Origin of the sequence: Paraburkholderia sp. BR10936 (assembly GCF_040965735.1) — a bacterium.
Lineage (GTDB): Bacteria > Pseudomonadota > Gammaproteobacteria > Burkholderiales > Burkholderiaceae > Paraburkholderia > Paraburkholderia nodosa_A.
The window spans coordinates 117,878-135,838 of the sequence record NZ_JBFRCM010000005.1; the positions used below are offsets into that span (position 1 = coordinate 117,878).

Here is a 17,961-nt window from a genome sequence, read left to right on the forward strand (position 1 = left end):
TTCGGACGGGCCACGTACACCTTACGGTACGCTTCGGGCGAAAATAGTGCCGAATAAATTCGCACTCGCCTTTATCGCTCCCTGCTGAACCCGTCATGAAAGTCAGCGTCACCTCCAAGCTCTTCCTCGCGATTCTTTCGGCCTGCGTGCTCGCCGCCGTGGCCATGGGCGTCGCGATCCGGACGAGTTTCGAATTCGGTTTCGTGGATTTTCTGCAGGAACAAAGTGCAAGCGAACTGGCGGCGCTCCAGCAGGAACTCGAAGCCTCATACGCCCAGCATGGCAATTGGGATTTCGCTCGTGAGACCGCGCCAGACCGGCCTCCATTCGACGGCGGGCCGCCGCCCGGCGCGCCGCCGGACGATGGCCGCCCGCCCGATGCGCCGGGCGGCTTCCACGGCAACGACGGCAACGGTGGCCCCTTCGGCCCCGGCCTTGCCGGGCACTCGCGGCCGTTTCGCCCGCCCTACACGCTTTACGACGCGAACATGAAACTCGTCACGAGCGCGGGCCCGCCCCCGCCGCCCGACGCCGTGCGCCATCCGCTGCGCGTCAAGGGTCAAACGGTCGGCTGGATCGCGTTGGGGGGACCCACCTCGCTCATCAATCAGGCGGAGCAGCGCTTCAAGGACCGCCAGCTGCAGGTGACGTGGATCATCGTGGGCTTTACGGCGTTGCTCTCCGCCGCCATGTCGATCATCCTCGCGCGCACGCTGCTCACACCGATCAAGCGGATCGTCACGGCCACGCATCGCCTCGCGGGCGGCGACTACGCTACGCGCGTGCCGGCCAAAGGCAGCGATGAGTTGCAGATGCTCGCGAGCGATTTCAACCGGCTTGCGGCGTCGCTCGAAAAAGCCGAAAGCGACCGGCGCGACTTTATCGCCGACATTTCGCATGAGTTGCGTACGCCCCTCTCGGTGCTGCGCGGCGAACTCGAGGCGATCGAGGACGGCGTGCGCCGGCCCGACGCGGCGACCATCACTTCTCTGCAGTCCGAAGTAGCGATGCTCAGCCAGTTGATCGACGATCTCTATGAACTTTCGCTGGCCGACATCGGCCAGCTTTCGTTCGAAAAAGTGCCGCTCGACCTCGTACCCATCGTGGAGGCCGCATGCGACGTATTTCGCGAGCGCCTCGCCGCCAAGGACATCACGCTGGATTTCGATCCCGACGACGCTCACGCCACGCTCTCGGGCGATCCCTATCGCCTCACGCAGCTGTGGAAAAACCTGCTGGAAAATGCCCTGCGCTACACCAACGCCGGCGGCTGCGTGAGGCTCTCGGTCACGTCGAACGACAACGACATCCATGTCGACGTTCAAGATTCGTTTCCGCCGGTTCCTGCGCCGCTACTGCCGCATCTGTTCGACCGGTTTTTCCGCGTCGATCCATCGCGCAGCCGTCAAAGCGGCGGCGCGGGTCTCGGGCTCGCATTGTGCAAGCACATCGTCGAGCAACACGGCGGCACGATCGAGGCATCGCGCTCGCCGCTCGGTGGGCTGCGGATCCTGGTCCAACTTCCTCGCCTGCACACGCATCATGATTGATCCGACTATGCGGCCGTCCATCCTCATCGTCGAAGACGAGCCGAAGCTCGCGGCCCTGCTCGCCGACTATCTCGCGAAAGAGGATTTCGCCACGACGATCCTGGCGGACGGCCGCGAGGTCGTGCCGTACGTGCGCGAACACCAACCGTCGATGGTGCTGCTCGACCTGATGCTGCCCGGGCGCAGCGGTCTCGACGTGTGCCGCGAACTGCGCACGTTCTCCGCCATTCCCGTGATGATCATCACGGCGCGCGTGGACGAAATCGACCGTTTGCTCGGGCTCGAACTGGGTGCCGACGACTACGTGTGCAAGCCGTTCAGTCCGCGTGAAGTCGTCGCGCGCGTCAAGGCGATCCTGCGCCGGGCTGAACTGCTTGCGCGGGCGCACCAGGAAGCGGAAGGCACCGTGGCCTCGCCGTTTTCGATCGATGTCGCGCAACACGCCGCGCGCCTGGATGGTCGGGATCTGCACCTCACACCCATCGAATTTCGTTTGCTCGCGTTGCTGCATTCGGGCCCGGGCCGCATTTACGCGCGCGACTTTCTTCTGCGTGCGCTATACGACGATCACCGCGTCGTGGCCGACCGCACGATCGATTCGCACGTCAAGAACCTGCGGCGCAAAATCCAGTCGATCCGGCCCGAGCAGGACATGATCCGCTCGATTTACGGTGTGGGTTATCGCCTGGAGATCGCGCCTGCCGGCGAATGAATTCGACAGCCTGTACCCGAAACCTGGGCGGCATTCAGCGACGGCGCGCGCATCATGGATTACCTGAGCGTGCTGGTCGCGCGGCGCGTGCGCGAAAATCTTCGGAGTTCGCGCAGCGACGCACACTAGGCTCGTGAAGCCCCGAACGCTCTGAGTGGCAGGAGAGGCAAGCGCGCGCAATGCATGCGCGCACCTGGATTGCGTTTCCGATCAAGGTACGATCGGCTTGCCGCTCGCGTCCTTGACCTTCTCCTTCCACTGCGACTTGATTTCGCTGACGACCGACTCGGGCAGCGAGATGTAGTCGAGGCTATCGGCGGCGGACGAGCCGTTCTTGAAAGCCCAGTCGAAGAACTTGAGCGTTTCCTTGCCCTGCTCAGGCTTGTCCTGTGCCGTATGCAGCAGCACGAAGGTCGCGCCGACCACCGGCCACGCGTCCTTGCCCGGCTCGTTCGTGAGGATCTGGTAGAACGACTTCTTCCAGTCCGCGCCAGCGGCCGCTGCCTTGAACGTTTCGGTACTCGGCTGAACGACCGTGCCCGCTTCGTTCTTCATCGCGGCGTAGACCATGTGGTTCTGCTTGGCGTACGCCCATTCGACGTAGCCGATCGCGCCCGGCAGACGCTGCACGAAAGCGGCCACCCCGTCGTTGCCCTTACCGCCCGTACCCGTCGGCCAGTTCACGGTCGTGCCTTCGCCGACCTTGCTCTTCCACTCGGGGCTGACCTTCGAGAGGTAGTTCGTCCAGATGAAGCTGGTGCCCGAGCCGTCGGCGCGGCGCACCACGGCGATGTCGAGATCAGGCAGCTTGACCTTCGGGTTCAGGGCGACGATGGCCGGGTCGTTCCACTTCTTGATCTTGCCGAGGTAGATGTCGCCGAGTACCGGGCCCGACAGGGTGATCTCGCCCGGCTTTACGCCCGGCACATTGATCGCCGGCACGACGCCCCCGACCACCGTCGGGAACTGGAACAGGCCGTCCTTCGCCAACTGGTCATCCTTCAGCGGAGCGTCCGAGCCCGCGAAATCGACGGTCTTGGCCTGAATCTGCTTGATGCCGCCCGACGAGCCAATGCCCTGGTAATTCACCTTGCCGCCGCCCGACTTCTGATAGGCGTCCGCCCATTTCGTGTAGATCGGCGCAGCGAAGGTGCTGCCGGCGCCCGTGATATCCGCAGCCTGGGCGATGCCCGAGCCCAGCGCGAGAATGACAATCGCAAAGAGACTGACTCTCATCCCGTACTCCTTCAAATCGTTCTTGATGCGCTGGACGTTACGTTCGCAATGTGACGATTGGGTGACACTGGAATCGATCGCAAAAGAGAGCTTATGGATGCCGGCGTCACCATTCAGAAGACGTGTTAGCAAGGACTCACTGAGCAGGTTCGAAGGTGGCTCGCGGCAGAGTGGAATGTCGCAATAAACCGGATATACTGTTTATACCGTTTTCAGACCGGAGATCGACATGACTGTAGCGACCACACGCAAACCCACCAGGAAGGCGTTCCACTTCCCGAAGTCCGCGGCAACCGAGGCAACCGCGGATGCCCAAAGCGAAACGGCAAAGCCCGCTGCGGCAGCGCCAGCGGAAGCGGCGATTAAGTCCAGGCGCAAGAAGGCCGCGCCCAAAGCGCCTGCGAAGCCCGCTAACGGCGCCGCACAGGCACCGGCGCCTGCACCTGCAGCCGCACCCGCGGAGAAGGTCAAGGCCAAGCGCGTGAAGAAAGATAAGGTCGTGCGCGACAGCTTCACGATGCCCAAGACGGACTACCAGCGCATCGCGCTCCTCAAACGCAAGTGCCTGGAGGCCGGCGTTGCGGTGAGAAAGAGCGAACTATTGCGCGCCGGCCTTCAATTGCTCGAAGCGGCGCCGCAGAAGCGACTGCTGGCTGCGATCGAAGCACTTGAAACCGTCAAGACGGGGCGTCCGGCCAAAGGCGACGAAAACGCGTGATGGGCGCGAAGCGTTGAAGATGTGGGGCTTGGGATAGCTGCCTGAGGAAGGCAGATGCATCGGGATTGAACGCCGTGGGCGTTCAATCCGTCACCACGAGGGCCGTGGTGTTACTTCCTGCGCCGCTGGTTGATCAGCCGCACGATATCGTTCGTCGGGCCGCTGGTGAGCAGGCGCGGGATGTCGTCGAGGTGGACCCATCGACACCTGGCTATCTCGCTGCTCGGCCGTGCCTTGGCCTGCCTGGGTATTTCACAGGAGAACACGTGATGGTGTTTCTGCTTGCCGCGAATGTCGAACAGGTACCTGGCCGACTTGCCCAGGAGCCGCGTCTCCTCCTTGAGTTCTCGAAGCGCGGCCTGCGTTAGATGCTCACCGCGCTTCAACATGCCACCCGGTAGTGCCCACTTCGACTGACTGCGTGCTACCAGGAGAATTCGCTTACCTCTACGGCAGATCACGGTGGCCCGTTTCTTCAACTCGAACTCCCACTTCGTTCCCGGGAGGCGCTTCTCGATGCATCCGCACAGCAACGCCTGACGTAGGTAAGCATCGTAATACAGAAGGTCAACCTGCTGGCGACGCAAAGGCTGTCAACTTGTCAGAATTTGCACACTTCATCAAATCGTCACGAAGATCAGGTTGCCAACCGGCCGTATGGTATGGTTTGGGGCAACCTGTTTTCGTCAGACTCGAGGCTCGAATGGATATGGACGGTGACTGGCCTTTACCACGGCCGCGCACTCGCTTCAGAATCGATCGGCGACGCTCCGATGCGTCACTCACCAGCAAGACCTCCATCGCCAGCACCTTCTCATCATTGGCCATGCCAGTGGTCATCGAAGCGGTGCAAAGGACGAAAGCCCTGTCTTCAGGCGTCGACCCCGAAGCATTTCATCAGCTTCGGGTGGCCTTCAGAAAGCTTCGTGCATTGTATTGGGCGTACTCGCCCTGGCTCGGCGAGGAAGCCACCGCGCAAGCCAGCGAAGAATTCAAGCGTCTGGCCGCCGTAGCGGGCGGAACGCGCGACTGGGACATCGCCGGCGACCTCCTGGAAACCGCGCAGAAGTCAGACGCATCCATCGAACTGCTGGTGACCGCCGCGCGTGAGAAACGCGCGCAAGCGGTGGCGCATAGCCAGGCCATGATCAAGAGCGAAGCCGTCGAAGCATTTCTGAACGACGCGGTGCTTCGCGCGCAAACCACGCTGCAGTCGCGTTGCAGTGATCTTCCAATCCGCGCGTTTGCCAGGCAACGGGTCCGTATGGCGCAGCGCACGCTTCGAAAACGCAGCAGACGCGCCGCGCGAAGCGAGGCTGGCCACGAGGAAAGTCTGCATGACGTGCGCAAGGCCGGCAAAAAGCTGCGCTATCTGCTCGAGTTTTTTCAACCCGTCATCAAAGGCGACCACGATCGCACCATCAAGGAACTGACCTCCGTGCAAAAGACGCTGGGGGAATTCAACGACATTGCCGCGAGCGAAACCTTGATCCGCAACACCACATTCGACGAGGTGCCTGCCGACGTCGTCGAGAAGTCGTTGCAGTGGCTGGAAGAAAGGAAGTGCCAGCGAATAGATGTTGCCTCGCGGAGGGTGAGAGCCATTTCCGGCTGAACCGGCTGCGCCGCCGTCACTGGCAGGTCACGACGCTAACAGGCAGGTTCTCACTCGCCGTGCCGAGCCGCTCGCGCGATGCGGTGGTGATGGTACCGCCCGGCGGTATGCATGCCGATTGCCCCATTCCCCCGCCGCCTTCGGTTTGCGGCGCGCCGTGGTTGAACGACTGCCACGTGATGATGACCGATGCACCGCAGTTGTTGATCAGGTCGGTGTAGTCGAGACCCAGTTTGGCATTTTTCCCGCGATATTCCCGGTCGATGCAGTCTGTCGAAAGCTCGCTCGGCTCGAAGCCGGGTGAGGCGGCCGACACCGCACGATCGTCGGCGGCGTGGGCCGTGCCATGCACCAGAAGGATCAGGAACAGAACGGTAAGCTGGCTGTTAGCCAGATTGCGGGAAGCGCTCATTTCTTCACCTCGCTTTCGGGTGCCGATCACCGTCAGTTAGCTTCCCGCAGAGGCAGGCGTCAAGCGCCAGGCGCCTGCGTACGTGGGCAAACAAACAGTGTCGCCCACGAGCCGCAAGTTTTTTACTAAGGAATTCGAAATGACCGGGACGATGCCCGGGATCCTCACAAGGCTTGCACCTGCACTACGGGTCCGGGCGCACCGCCCACGCTCGGCGCGATCACGAGATATCGTCGGCGGTCGGACACGCCGGGCGTGCCAGGCGCGACGACTTGTCGAATCTGGCCCAGCGTGTTGACGATTGCGGAGCCGGCCGGGTTGGCCTTGAAGCTTGCGAGGACGTCGATTTTGCCACTGCCGTCGGCGTGGTCCGAAAGTCCGAGGAAATACGGCTGGCCCGCCTGCAATCCCGTCACCGCCGCCTGCAGCACCTGCAGCACTCCCTGGTCGAACAACGCTACCGAAGTCGGCGCAGCGCCATGGTCGGCTGCGGCGCCACCCACCGGGATCAGCATGACATGCGTGGCCTCCCCCGCCGCGCCGAGCGGCTGCGTGTTGGCCGTGCCGTCGCCATCCGGCACGGCGTCGGGTACATACGCCACGGCTTGCGGCGCCTGGCCGACCGCAACCGTAGCGATGACCTTGTTGGTCAGCGTGTCGATTGCCGTCATCGCATCGCCGTTTTCGAGGCCCACGTAGACACGCGTGCCGTCGCCGGACGGCCAGATGCCGTGCGGCAGGCTGCCGACCGCAATCGTCGCTACCTGCGAAAAGTCGTCGGTGCGAAACACCTTGATCTGGTTCAGGCCGCCCACCGTCACGTACGCAAACATCCCGTGGGCGTTCTGCACGATGTTCACGTGATTGGTGATCGGCCCCGTGTCGAGCGTTTTCAGCAGCGCAAACGGCGGCCGGGCGTCGAATACCTGCGTCTTGCCCACATCCTTCAACGTGAACCAGACCTGCCGGCCATCCGGCGTCGCCGCGATGTTCGGGCAGAACGGGCTCGCCTGCGTGACGCGGGCCACGATCTTGTGATCGGCGACCGAAACGACATCGGTTTCCGGGTTGAAGGACGAACAGATATACCCGTACTTTCCATCGGGCGAGAAGATCTGCATGCCCGGCCCGGCCGGCACGACAATGCGCGTCTTCTCTTCGAAGGTCTTGGCGTCGAGCACATCGACATAGTTCTCGCCGCGCACGGTCACCCACACCTCGTTGCCGTCGGGCGTGAAAAATGCCTCGTGCGGGGAGCGGCCCACATAGGTCACGTGCTTGACCGCATTGGTTTGCGTATCGATGAAGGATACCGAGTTCGAGCCGATGGAGACGATGGCCAATGTGCGATGATCGGGCGAAAAGCCCATCCCATGCACGAGCAACTGACCGTGATAGAGCGGGCTGAAATTGGCCGGGGTCGGCTCCCCGAGGCGGATGACACCGACCAGACGATTGGCCGCCGGATCGATGATCGACACGGTATTCGAAAACTGATCAGACGAATACACCCGGTCCCGATGGCTCACCGCAATATCGGCCGCCGCTAGCGAGCCGGGGACCTGCCCCGCCTCGGCGAGTGTCGTGGCGGCGAGCGCAGCGGCAGTCAGGGCCGCACCAAGCATGGCGTTGTATTTCATGACGTTGTCTCCTGCGTCTTGATGCGAGCGGGTCAGTGGGACATCGGCGCCGCCGGCGTGTTCGGGTCATGCACCGCGAGACGCATGGCAACGATCTCCTGCTGTTGCTCGACCACGATCTCCTGGGCGATCCTGCGTAGCTGTTCGTTGTGTCCGTGCCGCAATTCCGCCATGGCCATGTCGATGGCACCCTGGTGATGGGGAATCATTGTTGCGACGAAATCTCGATCGGTATCGCCTGTCGGCCTGGCCGCCATCCCGGCCATCATCTTCGTCATGGCCGCATCGTTCTCTGAGAGAAACGAGGCTTCGTCATCGCTGCGAGACGATCCCGCGTCACTCGCCGACGCGGCGCATAGACCGGCCAGGGAAAGCGTGGCCGCAACGCTTGCCGTTGCCCGCAAAACGAGTCGAATTGCAGCGTTCATGACGTCCCCTCCGTTTTGGTCGAATCTCATTCGACATGAAGGCAAACAACGGACTCGCCGATTTACTCCATGCCGGGCGAAATCGATTTGCAGAGCGACGAGCCGCGAAACGTTGGCAAACGCTTCGCATCTCCCCTGTCTCGCGCGGGTCGTGTGGAATAACTTCGTCGATGACGTGTTCGTCCCGTGACATTCGCGTATGCGGGCGTACCATCATTGCACAACGCATGAAGGTCGCACGCGCGGGCCCGACCCATTCATTATTTGCCGGGCGCCGCATAGCAGATTAGCCGCGTCGCAGCAGTAAGGAGCGTTACATGGCCACGAGCATTGGGCTTCACGATCAAGGACGGCAACTGTTGCCGTTTCGCGAGTCGGTATTGGCGATGCTCGGCGTCGCTTCGGTTTCGATGCTGATCGCGCTCGACCAGACTATCGTCGGCACCGCATTGCCGCGCATCGTCGCGGAGCTCAAGGGCTTCGAACTCTATGCATGGGTCGCGACGGCCTACATGCTGGCGTCGGTCATCACGATTCCGATCTTCGGGCGTCTGGGCGATCTGTTCGGCCGCAAGCCCTTCATGCTGGCAGCCATCCTTCTCTTTACCCTCGCCTCGGTGCTCTGCGGGATCGCGACCAACATGCTGTTTCTCGTGCTCGCGCGCGGCCTGCAAGGCATCGGCGGCGGCATCATGATGGGGACGGTATTCGCGACCGTCGCCGACCTGTTCCCCGATCCGCGGCTACGCCTGCGCTGGCTGGTATTCGTCTCCTCGGCGTTTGGCCTGGCGAACGTGGTGGGACCCACGCTCGGCGGCATGCTGACCCAGCACGGCAGCTGGCGCCTCGTGTTCTTCGTCAACGTGCCGGTGGGCGTGGCGGCGCTCTTCTTCGTGAATGCTTTCCTGCCGCATCTGCACCATGCCCGCGAAGGCGCGCGGCTGCGTCTCGACTGGCTCGGCGCTTGCGTCGTCGCCGTCACGTTCGGCGCGCTGCAGCTCGGCATCGAGCTTCTGCCGAGGCAAGGCTGGACGACTTCGACGATCGTGCTGGCCGCGATCGTGGTGGTCTGTTCGCTGACGCTTTTCTTCTGGGAAAAGCGCATGGGCTATCCGATCATCCCCGTTGACATGCTGCTCGACCGCAAACTCGGCCCGCTCTTTGCAATGTCGGTGCTCGGCGGATTTGCATTGTTCTCGCTCGTTTTCTACGTGCCGCTGCTGTTCCAGGGCGGCTATGCGATGTCGCCGCGCGCCTCGGGCATGCTGATCACGCCGCTGCTGCTCGGCACAACGGTCGGCAGTTTCGTGAACAATCGCGTGGTCACGCGCATCCGGCGCGCCAATGCGATCCTTTACGTCGGCTTCGCGTTGGCGGCATTCGCGAGCCTCGCGGTGGTGGTGCTGCGAGGCAACGAGCCGCATCTCGTGTGGATGGCGTGCATGGGCGCGAGCGGCCTGGGGCTGGGCCTCGTGGGCACGAGCCTCACGGTCTGCTCGCAGCAGATCGTCTCGCGCGACCATCTCGGCGCCGCCACGGCGATGCTGCAATCGCTGCGCACATTCGGCGGCATGCTGGGCACGGCGATGACGGGCGCGTTGCTCGGCCACGTCTACACCATGGGCGTGAATCGCTCACTCGACTCGTATCAGGCGACGCAATGGTTCAGGTCGTTTGCGAGTCCCGAATTGCTCGTAGACCGCGCCGACCAGGCCGCGCTGATCAGCCGCCTCGTGAGCGCCGGGCATGCCGGCGACGCGATGATGAATTCCGCGCGCAGCGCGCTCGTGGATTCGATCCACATGGGCCTCATCGTCGCTGCCGTAGCCGCACTGGCCGGCCTGTGTCTCGCGTGGTTCGTGCCGCCCGTGCGGGTCGGTTATCTCGAGGCGCAGCCGTAAATGGACGCCGCGAAATACTTCTACGCACTTCATTTCCATTCCCGTTTAACATCTGCGTAATAAATTGGTAATTAGGGAGTAATCGAGGGTAAGCATAATTCGCCGCCGTCAGTAGAAATAACCACACAGCATCAATCACGACGACGGAGCCCTCAGCATGCCCGCATCACGCCACCGAATTGCACTGCCGGTCTACCTGGCAGTGCTTACCAGCGTTGCCGCGCTGACCGCCTGTGGAGGCGGCAATAGCGATCCCGCCACCACCGCCGCGATTCCCGCGCCGCCAGCCGACCCCGGCTTCGTGGACAACGCACCGATTCCCGACGTACCGGCTTTTGTCGACAACATCGCGACCAACCAGCGCGGCGACGCGCGTTACGCCACGCTCGCGACGAATGCGGGCGTGCGCGTGGTGACGCGCTTTCTCGATCTCTGGCAGCCGCTCACGCAGCTGGTGGACGCGGGCGTCTCCGCGCCCGCCAACGGCACATTCCCCGCGGTCGTGCAGTCGACGTGGACGGGCGTCCCCACCGACGGCACGCCCAACGGCACGATCCTCAACAGCACCGTGCTGAACGCGAACATCCAGTACGTCGTGACTGCGACGACCCAGCGCAGCCAGGCGCAGGCCGACGCGGCCTACTACGACGATCGCCGCGGCAAGGGCTACAGCGTGACCGACGGCATGGGGCCGCTCACCGCCGCCTGGCGCTCGGCTGCGCAGCAGACGACGAGCATCACGTCGATTCCCGCGGACGCGACCACCACGCTCTACAGCGACTCGGGCAACAACACGGGCGTGGGCAGCACGAGCAACGCAACCTTCGGCAAGGTGGTCGACCTGCTCAACACGATGGGCAACAATGCTTCCACCGAGCCCGCCAAGCGCTTCTACAAATACGCGCGGCCGTTCCGCTGGAGCACGAGCGTCGTGGTCGACCCCACGCTCGTGCCGGCCATCAGCACGACGCCGTCCACAGACGGCGGCTTCATCAGCGGCCACGAAGCCGAAGCCATGCGCGACGCGATGACCATGGCATACCTCGTGCCCGAGCGTTACCAGGAAATGGCGAGCCGCGGCCTCGAGCTCGGCGAAAACCGCATTCTCGCGGGCATGCATTCGCCGCTCGACGTGATCGGCGGCCGCATGTTCGCGCTGGCCGCCACTGCCGCGAATCTCTACGATCCCGCGAACGCCACGCTCAAGAGCGCGGCCTATGCGCAGGCGCACAGCGCGCTCGAACAGGCCACCGGCACGAGCGCCACGACCTTCCCCGCCTTCGCGCATTCGTCCACGACCGCGACCGACCGCTTTGCCGACTATGCGACCAACAAGTCGGAGTTCGCGCGCCGCATGACGTTCGGTTTCAGCCAGATCGAATCCACCGAAGCGCCGCCCGTCGTGCCCAAGGGCGCCGAGGTACTGCTCGAAACGCGCTTCCCGTACCTGAGCGCCGACCAGCGCCGCATCGTGCTGAAGACGACCGAAGTCGTCTCGGGCTATCCGGTCATGGACGACGCCGAGGGCTGGGGCCGTCTGAACATGTTTAGTGCTGCAGATGGTTACGGTGCGTTCAACGGCAACGTGATCGTGGCGATGGACGCAACCCAGGGCGGCTTCAACGCCGCCGACACCTGGCGCAACGACATCGCCGGCACGGGCAAGCTCACGCTGCAGGGCAGCGGCACGCTCACGCTTGCGGGCAATAACAGCTACACGGGCGGCTCACAAGTGAGCGGCGGCATGCTCGCTGCAGCGTCGACCACGGCCTTCGGCAACGGCGACGTGTACGTCGGGTCCGGCGGCGGCGTGACCGTGGCGACGAGCGCACCGTTGACGGTGGCGGGCAAGTACACGCAGCTCGACGGCACGACGCTCGAACTCGACATCGACGGCAACGGCGGCGGACGCCTGCGTGTGGGCGGCCAGCTCACGGTGGCGGGCGGCACGCTGCATGTGAAGTTCGTGAACGGCTATACGCCGAAAGCGGGCGACACGATCGACGTGATCGACGGCAACGGCGCATCGGTGAAATTCGCGACCGTCACGGTCGATGGCTTCAAGGCCACGCCGGTTTATTCTTCGACCGGCGTTTCGGTGAAGCTCTCGGCTTCGTGACGTAGCCACGCAGTATAAAGGCCCCGAATCGCAACGGTTCGGGGCCTTTTTTACGCATCAGAAGCGATGCCGGATGCCCGCGGCCACGAGCACCTGGTTGCGGCCGCCCGACGGGTCGCAGGTGTTGATCATCGCAAGCGCACCGGACGACGCGCGCTGATAGATCGCCTCGGTATAAACGTCCGTGCGTTTGGACAGTTGATAGCCGGCCTGCAGCGCGCCTTGATGCCAATGCGCGGAGGTCGCGCCCGTATAGGCATACATGCCCGCGAGCGAGAACGCTGGCGTCACCTGCCATAGCGCATTCACTTCGTAATTGCTGAATGCGATCGAAGGCAAGGGCGCGCCGCCGTCGGCCTCGCTGACACCGGTATGAATGGAACGCGACCAGGCCGCGCCAAGCGTGACGTCTCCCAGCGCGTAGCTCATGCCCGCGCCGATGGTGTCTTCGCGCTGCACCGCGACCTCGGTCGGCACGAGGCCCGCACCCGGCAGCACCGATGTATCGTACGCACCCACCGAAGAGGCGCCGCGTCCGTTGATGTGCATCCACGCCACGCCTGCGCTGAACGGGCCGCCTTCGTAATGGACGCCGAAGCCGTAAGCGCGATTTTGCGCGAAGCGCCCCGCCTCGTTCGAAAACGCGTACATCGCGCCGGCGCTGAAACCACCGTACGTTGCGCTCGCGTACTTCACGGCGTTCGAGGCGAGCCACGAATTGTTGGCGTTGTCGTTGTCGAACGGATGCGCGAATGCCGTGCCGCCCGCGCCGCCCGTTAGCGTGAACGGGGCGAAGTAGTCGTGCATCGTGTCGTACTGGCGGCCTAGCGTGATCGTGCCGAGTCGTTCGGATTGCAGACCAACGTAGATCGGATGGTCGTTGAAGGCTTCGCCAGAGGTGGCCGAGAAGCCGCGCTCGAGGCGAAAGATCGCGGCGTTGCCGCCGCCGAGGTCCTCAGTGCCCTGCAGGCCCCAGAAGCTGCCGTCGACAAGACCCGAGCCTGCACGATATTGGGTGCGGCCGCCAACGTCGCTGACATAGTCGACGCTCGCGTCCATCTCACCGTACAACGTGACCTGCTGCGCCGAGGCGCCAGCGCCGGTGAATGCCAATGCCGTCCCACCCAGGACGGCGAGAATGTTCTTGTTCATGAGTCGTCTTGTTTGTGTAGGTGGGATTGCGTGGACGAGCGCCGTCCGCCCCCGCTCGATGCGGCGAGGACGTAGCGAGGTCTGACTTCTGGCTCGATTGACAGCCGGTCACAGTGGCGCGACCGCGCCGGATTCTCACCGGCTTCCCTGCTGCGTTTCGCTTGTGCAGCGCCTACGCGCGAAAAACAGCCGCAAGGATAGCGTAAGTTGCGGGAGCAGCCAAACCGGGTGTTTTTGCCACACGACGCTCGTCAAAGGTTGACGCACCGAATGCGCGGCCCTTACCCTTGCGCCCTGATGGTTCCCGGCGACGGGATCAAAAGGGAACGCAGTGCAAGACTGCGGCTGCCCCCGCAACTGTAAGCGGCGAGTCCATGCCAGAGAAGGCCACTGGGAAACCGGGAAGGCCGGCTGCGGATGTCGACCCGCGAGCCAGGAGACCTGCCATCAACCGAGTCCAGCAGCCGCAGCGGGCGGGGATCCCCAATGCGCAAGCACCGCCCGCGTGGCGATCGCCCGTTGCACGGACAGCCCGTATTTCAGGAGCTGTTTCCAGCCACCGCATCATGAAGTTTCGCCAATTCGTATTGACTTCCGCCGCGCTCGCCTGGGCGTGGCAAACCGCGCATGCCGCCGACGCCGCCAATGCATCGTCCGCCCAGGCGCCGCAGCAAGCCGGCGGCGACACCACGCTGCCCAATATCCTCGTCGTGGGCGACGCGCAGCATCTGCCACAATCGTTCGACCAGCGCTATGCAACCACCCAGGTGCTTACGCGCCAGGACCTCGAGCGCGTGTCCCCCGTCGACCCCAGCATCGCGCAGGCGCTCGCCACGCTGCCGGGTGTCACCGTCTCGCAGACCGGCGGCCCGGGGTCGTACACGGGGGTGAGCATTCGCGGCTCGTCGGCCGACCAGGTGGCCGTGTTCATCGACGGCATACGCATAGGCTCCGTCACCACGGGCACGGCCGAATGGGCCGATCTTGCGACTGCCTCGTTCGACCGGGTCGAGGTGATCTCGGGCCCCGCGGCCGCCTCGTTCGGCGCGGATGCCATGGGCGGCGTCGTGCAGCTCTTCACGCGCCATGCGTCGAACCAGCCGAACCAGACCACCGTCTCGTTCGGCGGCGGCTCGAACAAGACCTTCGACACGCAGGTGCGCACCTCGGGCACAATCCCATCGACAGGGCCGCTTTCCGCACTGAGCGGCCTCACCTACTCGCTGGGCCTGCACGACTACAACACGGCGGGCATCGACGCGACGCAGCCCGGGGCCTACGGCCACGAAGACGGCCGCAATCCATACCACGCGCAGAACCTCGACGCGCGCCTTGGCTACGCGCACGACAACTGGTCGATCTCGACCTTCGCGCTCTACCACCGCTCCGAGCTCTCCTACGACAACGCGGGAGGCAACGACCGGCAGCGCGACACGCAGCTCACGACCGGTCTCGCGTTCCACCTCGACATCACGCCGACCACGCAGTTCGACCAGTCGGTGGGCTACGCGACGGACCGTCAGTTCCTCTATTCGAACGACCCGACGATCCCCTCCGACGAGATCGACTCGACGCGCTTTTCCACCTCCACCTCGATCACGCATCAGGAAAGAGGCCATACGCTCTTCGGCATGCCGCTCGACGGCGAGACCAAGCTCGCCTACGACTACACCCGCGAGCTGGCGTTCCTGCCCGTGGACGTGCCGGGCGGGCTGCCCGCGCGCAACGATTCGGCCGTGTCGATGCATCAGTCGTCCACGCTCGGACCCGTCACGCTGTTTCTGGCGGGGCGGCACGAAATCGTGCAGGGGCAATCGGTGAATACGGGCAACGTCGCGCTCTCGTGGGCCATCACGCCGGTCTACACGGCGCGCGTTTCGTACGGCAATGCGTTCCGCCTGCCGACGTTCAACGACCTCTACTATCCGGGCTACTCGAATCCCAACCTGCTGCCCGAGCGCAGCGACTCGGTCGAAGCCGCGCTCGATGCCACCACGTCGATCGGCACGTTCACGGCGGCCGTGTACGACACGCGCGTGCACGATCTCATCACGTACAACTCGCAGACCTTCCTGCCCGTGAACGTGGGCCGCGCGCACATTCAGGGTCTCGACCTCTCGTACAAGGGCACGCTCGGCCAGTACACGCCGGTGAGCCTTACGGTGGGGATTCTGAATCCGCAGGACGTGACCGACCAGACCTGGCTCAATCGCCGCCCGCGCCAGACGGTGAGCCTGAGCGTGGATCACACATGGGACGAGTTCCAGCTCCACGCGCTCAGTACCGGCGTTTCGCTGCTGTATAACGGCTCGACGTTCGACGACCAGCTCAACACGATCTACCTGCCTTCATGGACTACGGTGAGCCTGCGCGCGTCGTACAAGGTCAATGCGCATCTCGCGCTATCGGCCACGCTGGCGAACGTGTTCAACCGGCAGTACGTGACCGCCTACGGGTACAACACGCTGGGGCGCACGGCGTTTGGCAAGGTGACCTATACGTTCTGAGCGTTCTGAGCGTTGCGCTCGAGCGGGTGCTCATAAGTTTCTTGCGCACCCGCTCGCCTAGCCCTCGCGCTTCGGACGCCGCACCGCGCGAATCTTCCCACTGTTCCCGCCGCCGCAGAAAAACTGCTCGCCGCCATCGGACTCCAGCCCCGAAACGGCGGTGCCGGGCGGCATGTCGAGCTGTTCCAGCACTTCGCCCGTGCCCGGATCGATACGCCGCAAATCGCTCTCGTCGCCTTCCCAGGTGCCGTGCCACAGTTCACCGTCCACCCACGTCACGCCCGTGACGAAGCGGCTCGATTCGAGCGTGCGCAGGATCGCGCCCGTCTGCGGATCGACCTGATGGATCTTGCGCTCTCGATACACCCCGACCCAGAGCGTGCCGTCCGCCCACGCGAGCCCCGAGTCGCCGCCGCCTCCGGGCGCGGGAATCGTCGCGAGCACGCGGCCCGTTTCAGGGTCGATCTTGTGAATGCGATCCTCGGCGATCTGAAACAGATGCCGCCCGTCGAAAGCCGTGCCCGCGTGCGCCGCGATGTCGATCGAGCGCTGCGTCTCGCCGCTCTGCGGATCGAGCGACGCGATGCGCTCGCCGACGGCGAACCACACCTGTTTGCCGTCGTACGTGACCCCGCCCACCTTCTCGATGCCGGGAAAAGGGCCGTACTCACGGACGATTTCGGCAGTCGTTCGTTTCATGGTTTCCTCGTTGAATGAAGGGACAGGCGTTCATCCTAATCGCCTGGCAGCGGGGCGGGGAGTAACAAGGTCGTCGCGAATCCGGGGACGGGCGGCGTGGTCCAGCGGCGCGCGCGGCCGTAGCCGAACGACTGCACCTTGTCCGCCGCCGCGAGCGAATCGAGCGCGCGCTGCACGGTGCGCTGGCTCGCGCCGAGCGCGAGCGCCAGCGCCGAACTCGACCACGATTGCCCATCGGCGAGAAAAGCCAGCACGGCGGCGTGCTTTTCTTCCACGGGCCGCGCCAGCACCACCACTTCGCTCGCGTGGCGCGGCGCCAGCGCGAAGCCCTGCTGGGTCGCGCCGATCTCGGCCACGTCGCGCATCAGCGTGCGCAAGCGGCCGATTTCCACGCGCAAGCGGGCGCGGTGCGTTTCGTCGGCGTGCTTCGTGCGAAAGGCGCGGGCGATGAGCGCATCGCGCGGCACGTCGGCGGGCCACGCCTGCGCAAGCGCGCGGGCGAGCACGAACAGCACTGGCCGTCTTGCGAGTTCGATGACGGTTGGCCCCTCGCGCGCGACGTAGCGGCACGCGTCCACGACGAGGGCCTTCGAGGCGAGCAGCGCCTCGACGTCTTCCAGCAGCAACACCCGCTCTTCACCGCGCGCGATGAGGCGCGCCGCCGGTGAGGTCAACAGCAGCGCTGCGCTCTCGATCTCGGCGCTCAGCGCCGCGATGCCCGCCTCACGCGCGGCGCGCGCGGCCGCGCGGAGCGCTTGCCGCGCCGCTTGCGTTTGAATGCGCCGCATGGCAATGCCGGCGGCGATCAGCTCATGCGCCGCGCGCAAAGCGGGCGGCAACGGCGCGGGATCGACTTCGGAAAGCATGCCCCCAGCCTCGTCGAGCCGGCCGATCAGCAGCAAACGGCGAATTTCCAGGTAGCGCGCGTGCGCGGCATTGAGGCGGTCGCCATGGGCTTCGAGCGTTTGCCGCGCCGCAGCGAGCGTATCGGTCGGCCAGCCGAGCTCGCGCGAAGCGAGCGCGATTTCGGCCTCGGCGACGACGCAGCGCGCGCGAGCGACGGCCTCGCGCGCGCCGAAGCCGCGCGCCGCGCTGCGCAGCAGCGCTTTGGCGCGCGCGAAGTCGCCGAGCTGCGCCATGGCGATGCCGCGCAGCGCGAGCGCGGGGGCGTCGTCGCGCAACGCGACCCGGTTCAGCGCGCCGAGCGGATCACCGGCCGCGAGCGCGCGCGCGGCAGCCGTGATCAGCGAATCCATGGTCATGGGAATCCCG

15 protein-coding genes, 1 pseudogene and 2 riboswitches are annotated in these 17,961 nt (G+C 64.6%); of the genes and pseudogenes, 8 read left to right on the top strand and 8 right to left on the bottom strand.

The window, feature by feature from the left end; genetic code table 11:
- Positions 1-95: 95 nt before the first annotated feature.
- From AB4Y36_RS12780 to AB4Y36_RS12790, 3 genes are read left to right on the top strand one after another with little or no spacing between them, the layout of a single operon-like run.
- Positions 96-1,550, top strand: coding sequence for an ATP-binding protein (locus tag AB4Y36_RS12780; RefSeq protein ID WP_368683131.1), 1,455 nt, complete (start codon positions 96-98; stop codon positions 1,548-1,550).
- Positions 1,543-2,262 carry a response regulator gene (locus AB4Y36_RS12785; protein ID WP_368683132.1) on the top strand — a complete coding sequence of 240 codons (720 nt, stop codon included), beginning with the start codon at positions 1,543-1,545 and terminating at the stop codon, positions 2,260-2,262. The genes AB4Y36_RS12780 and AB4Y36_RS12785 overlap by 8 nt, the downstream gene beginning before the upstream one ends.
- Entirely contained in the window at positions 2,263-2,391 is a 129-nt protein-coding gene (locus tag AB4Y36_RS12790; RefSeq protein WP_368618361.1) for a DUF3562 domain-containing protein, read from the top strand.
- Between the two features lie 81 nt (positions 2,392-2,472).
- Here the strand turns inward: AB4Y36_RS12790 and pstS are convergent, their stop codons facing one another.
- Positions 2,473-3,498 carry a phosphate ABC transporter substrate-binding protein PstS gene (pstS, locus tag AB4Y36_RS12795; protein ID WP_368602699.1) on the bottom strand — a complete coding sequence of 342 codons (1,026 nt, stop codon included), beginning with the start codon at positions 3,496-3,498 and terminating at the stop codon, positions 2,473-2,475.
- A 229-nt stretch (positions 3,499-3,727) separates the two neighbouring features.
- Here pstS and AB4Y36_RS12800 point away from each other — a divergent pair, with 229 nt between their 5' ends.
- Positions 3,728-4,216, top strand: a complete 489-nt coding sequence (locus AB4Y36_RS12800) for a hypothetical protein (RefSeq protein WP_368683133.1) — start codon at positions 3,728-3,730, stop codon at positions 4,214-4,216.
- Positions 4,217-4,326: 110 nt separating this feature from the next.
- On the opposite strand, the gene AB4Y36_RS12805 is transcribed toward AB4Y36_RS12800, so the two are convergent.
- Positions 4,327-4,695: an NUDIX hydrolase gene (locus tag AB4Y36_RS12805; protein ID WP_069263547.1), complete on the bottom strand. Its 369-nt coding sequence runs from the start codon at positions 4,693-4,695 to the stop codon at positions 4,327-4,329.
- Between the two features lie 224 nt (positions 4,696-4,919).
- Here AB4Y36_RS12805 and AB4Y36_RS12810 point away from each other — a divergent pair, with 224 nt between their 5' ends.
- The gene (locus AB4Y36_RS12810; RefSeq protein WP_069263150.1) at positions 4,920-5,831 is read left to right on the top strand and encodes a CHAD domain-containing protein; all 912 of its coding nucleotides are present in this window, start codon (positions 4,920-4,922) and stop codon (positions 5,829-5,831) included.
- 16 nt (positions 5,832-5,847) lie between these two features.
- Here the strand turns inward: AB4Y36_RS12810 and AB4Y36_RS12815 are convergent, their stop codons facing one another.
- The 3 genes and pseudogenes from AB4Y36_RS12815 to AB4Y36_RS12825 form a co-directional block, all read right to left on the bottom strand.
- On the bottom strand, positions 5,848-6,243 hold the full coding sequence (locus AB4Y36_RS12815; RefSeq protein WP_368683134.1) for a hypothetical protein: 396 nt from the start codon (positions 6,241-6,243) through the stop codon (positions 5,848-5,850).
- Between the two features lie 164 nt (positions 6,244-6,407).
- A complete protein-coding gene (locus AB4Y36_RS12820; RefSeq protein WP_368683135.1) occupies positions 6,408-7,883 on the bottom strand; it encodes a YncE family protein in 1,476 nt (491 codons plus the stop codon).
- Between the two features lie 71 nt (positions 7,884-7,954).
- Positions 7,955-8,311 (bottom strand): annotated as a pseudogene (locus tag AB4Y36_RS12825) (DUF305 domain-containing protein); the annotation flags it as partial.
- Between the two features lie 317 nt (positions 8,312-8,628).
- Here AB4Y36_RS12825 and AB4Y36_RS12830 point away from each other — a divergent pair.
- Positions 8,629-10,212 carry an MFS transporter gene (locus tag AB4Y36_RS12830; protein WP_069263146.1) on the top strand — a complete coding sequence of 528 codons (1,584 nt, stop codon included), beginning with the start codon at positions 8,629-8,631 and terminating at the stop codon, positions 10,210-10,212.
- Positions 10,213-10,369: 157 nt separating this feature from the next.
- Positions 10,370-12,331, top strand: a complete 1,962-nt coding sequence (locus tag AB4Y36_RS12835) for a phosphatase PAP2 family protein (protein WP_368683136.1) — start codon at positions 10,370-10,372, stop codon at positions 12,329-12,331.
- 57 nt (positions 12,332-12,388) lie between these two features.
- Here the strand turns inward: AB4Y36_RS12835 and AB4Y36_RS12840 are convergent, their stop codons facing one another.
- Positions 12,389-13,483 (bottom strand): porin, encoded by a 1,095-nt coding sequence (locus AB4Y36_RS12840; protein ID WP_368683137.1) that lies wholly within the window; start codon positions 13,481-13,483, stop codon positions 12,389-12,391.
- A gap of 56 nt (positions 13,484-13,539) precedes the next feature.
- Positions 13,540-13,674, bottom strand: a riboswitch (cobalamin riboswitch).
- A 90-nt stretch (positions 13,675-13,764) separates the two neighbouring features.
- A riboswitch (cobalamin riboswitch) is annotated at positions 13,765-13,947 on the top strand.
- A 102-nt stretch (positions 13,948-14,049) separates the two neighbouring features.
- Between AB4Y36_RS12840 and AB4Y36_RS12845 the strand changes: the two genes are divergently transcribed.
- Positions 14,050-15,990 (top strand): TonB-dependent receptor, encoded by a 1,941-nt coding sequence (locus AB4Y36_RS12845; protein ID WP_368683138.1) that lies wholly within the window; start codon positions 14,050-14,052, stop codon positions 15,988-15,990.
- 57 nt (positions 15,991-16,047) lie between these two features.
- Here AB4Y36_RS12845 and AB4Y36_RS12850 read toward each other — a convergent pair whose 3' ends face one another.
- Entirely contained in the window at positions 16,048-16,689 is a 642-nt protein-coding gene (locus AB4Y36_RS12850) for a glutamine cyclotransferase (protein ID WP_368618285.1), read from the bottom strand.
- A gap of 35 nt (positions 16,690-16,724) precedes the next feature.
- The gene (locus AB4Y36_RS12855) at positions 16,725-17,945 is read right to left on the bottom strand and encodes a helix-turn-helix domain-containing protein (protein ID WP_368602709.1); all 1,221 of its coding nucleotides are present in this window, start codon (positions 17,943-17,945) and stop codon (positions 16,725-16,727) included.
- Positions 17,946-17,961 lie beyond the last annotated feature (16 nt).

What these genes read in the sequence shown, in the direction of transcription:
- AB4Y36_RS12780 (WP_368683131.1), top strand. Translation starts at nt 96, where the DNA reads ATGAAAGTCAGCGTCACCTCCAAGCTCTTCCTCGCGATTCTTTCGGCC.
- AB4Y36_RS12785 (WP_368683132.1), top strand. Translation starts at nt 1,543, where the DNA reads ATGATTGATCCGACTATGCGGCCGTCCATCCTCATCGTCGAAGACGAG.
- pstS (WP_368602699.1), bottom strand. Translation starts at nt 3,498, where the DNA reads ATGAGAGTCAGTCTCTTTGCGATTGTCATTCTCGCGCTGGGCTCGGGC.
- AB4Y36_RS12800 (WP_368683133.1), top strand. Translation starts at nt 3,728, where the DNA reads ATGACTGTAGCGACCACACGCAAACCCACCAGGAAGGCGTTCCACTTC.
- AB4Y36_RS12810 (WP_069263150.1), top strand. Translation starts at nt 4,920, where the DNA reads ATGGATATGGACGGTGACTGGCCTTTACCACGGCCGCGCACTCGCTTC.
- AB4Y36_RS12815 (WP_368683134.1), bottom strand. Translation starts at nt 6,243, where the DNA reads ATGAGCGCTTCCCGCAATCTGGCTAACAGCCAGCTTACCGTTCTGTTC.
- AB4Y36_RS12820 (WP_368683135.1), bottom strand. Translation starts at nt 7,883, where the DNA reads ATGAAATACAACGCCATGCTTGGTGCGGCCCTGACTGCCGCTGCGCTC.
- AB4Y36_RS12830 (WP_069263146.1), top strand. Translation starts at nt 8,629, where the DNA reads ATGGCCACGAGCATTGGGCTTCACGATCAAGGACGGCAACTGTTGCCG.
- AB4Y36_RS12835 (WP_368683136.1), top strand. Translation starts at nt 10,370, where the DNA reads ATGCCCGCATCACGCCACCGAATTGCACTGCCGGTCTACCTGGCAGTG.
- AB4Y36_RS12840 (WP_368683137.1), bottom strand. Translation starts at nt 13,483, where the DNA reads ATGAACAAGAACATTCTCGCCGTCCTGGGTGGGACGGCATTGGCATTC.
- AB4Y36_RS12845 (WP_368683138.1), top strand. Translation starts at nt 14,050, where the DNA reads ATGAAGTTTCGCCAATTCGTATTGACTTCCGCCGCGCTCGCCTGGGCG.
- AB4Y36_RS12850 (WP_368618285.1), bottom strand. Translation starts at nt 16,689, where the DNA reads ATGAAACGAACGACTGCCGAAATCGTCCGTGAGTACGGCCCTTTTCCC.
- AB4Y36_RS12855 (WP_368602709.1), bottom strand. Translation starts at nt 17,945, where the DNA reads ATGGATTCGCTGATCACGGCTGCCGCGCGCGCGCTCGCGGCCGGTGAT.